Origin of the sequence: Mesorhizobium sp. M1A.F.Ca.ET.072.01.1.1 (assembly GCF_004023325.1) — a bacterium.
GTDB lineage: Bacteria > Pseudomonadota > Alphaproteobacteria > Rhizobiales > Rhizobiaceae > Mesorhizobium.
Window position 1 is genome coordinate 1 of sequence record NZ_RZSF01000653.1, and the last position, 1,241, is coordinate 1,241.

Sequence of the window (1,241 nt, forward strand, 5' to 3'; positions counted from 1 at the left end):
CCTCAAGCGCGATCACCGTCACCGATGAGCCGCTGCGGCGTCGCGGCCAGGCGTCGCGGCCCTTCGACGGCGAAGGCGTCGAGGGCGACAAGCTGTTGATGGTAGACAAAGGCGTGCTCAACCACTGGTTCCTGTCGACCTCGGCCGCGCGCGAGCTTGGTCTCGTCACCAACGGCCGTGGCTCGCGCAGCGGCTCTTCGGTTTCGCCGTCCTCGACCAATCTGGCCATCGAGCCCGGCGATCGCGCGCCGGAGGAGCTGATCGCCTCGCTGCAGCGCGGCTTCTACGTCACCGAGGTCTTCGGCCAGGGCGTCGACATGGTGACCGGCGAATACAGCCGTGGCGCCTCCGGCTTCTGGATCGAGAACGGCGCGCTTGCCTATCCGGTGGCCGAGGTGACGATCGCCTCCAATTTGAAGACCATGTTCCTCAACATGGTGCCGGCGAGCGATCTCGACCGCAATTTCGGCACCGCCGCGCCGACGCTGCTGATCGAGGGGATGACCCTTGCCGGCGCCTAACATGGTCATCTCAGCCGAGACGCACGAAGACCTCGCTCTGCTTCGCGAAGCCGCCCGCGAGGCGGGCACCATCGCCATGCGCTATTTCGGCCAAAACCCCCAGGTGTGGATGAAGGGCGGGACCTCGCCGGTCAGCGAGGCCGACCATGCGGCCGACGCCTATCTGCGCGAGACCCTGCTCAAGGCGCGGCCGAATTATGGCTGGCTGTCCGAAGAAACCGCCGACGATCATGCCAGGCTGTCGGCCCGCCGCACTTTCGTCGTCGACCCTATCGATGGCACGCGCGGCTTTCTCGATGGCCTGCATTCCTGGTGCGTCAGCGTCGCCGTGGTCGAGGATGGCCGCTCGCTGGCGGGCGTGCTCGAATGTCCGGCCAAGCGCGAGACCTATTGGGCGCTGCCGGGCGAGGGCGCGTTCCTCAACGGCAAGCGCATCCAGGTCCGCCAACTCGGCGATACCGTCGAGATCGGCGGGCCGAAGCCGCTGGTCGAGCGCATGCCCGCTTCCTGGCAAGCCCGGATGCGCCGCGTCGCTTACATACCCTCGCTCGCCTACCGGCTGGCGATGATCGCCAACGGCAAGCTCGACGCGACCTTCGTCAAGCCCAACGCGCATGACTGGGACATCGCCGCCGCCGACCTTATCCTCCGCGAAGCGGGCGGCGCCTTGCTCGACCGCACCGGCAAGCCGCCGCGCTATGCCGGCGAGGTGATCAACCA

At 67.4% G+C, this 1,241-nt stretch carries 2 protein-coding genes; both read left to right on the plus strand.

Annotation, left to right across the window (positions count from 1 at the left end; all coding sequences use genetic code 11):
- On the plus strand, positions 1-521 hold a 521-nt coding region (locus EOA32_RS37310; RefSeq protein ID WP_145971519.1), incomplete at its 5' end, for a metallopeptidase TldD-related protein.
- Between the two features lies 1 nt (position 522).
- A partial coding sequence (locus tag EOA32_RS37315) for a 3'(2'),5'-bisphosphate nucleotidase CysQ (RefSeq protein WP_145971520.1) occupies positions 523-1,241 on the plus strand: 719 nt, incomplete at its 3' end.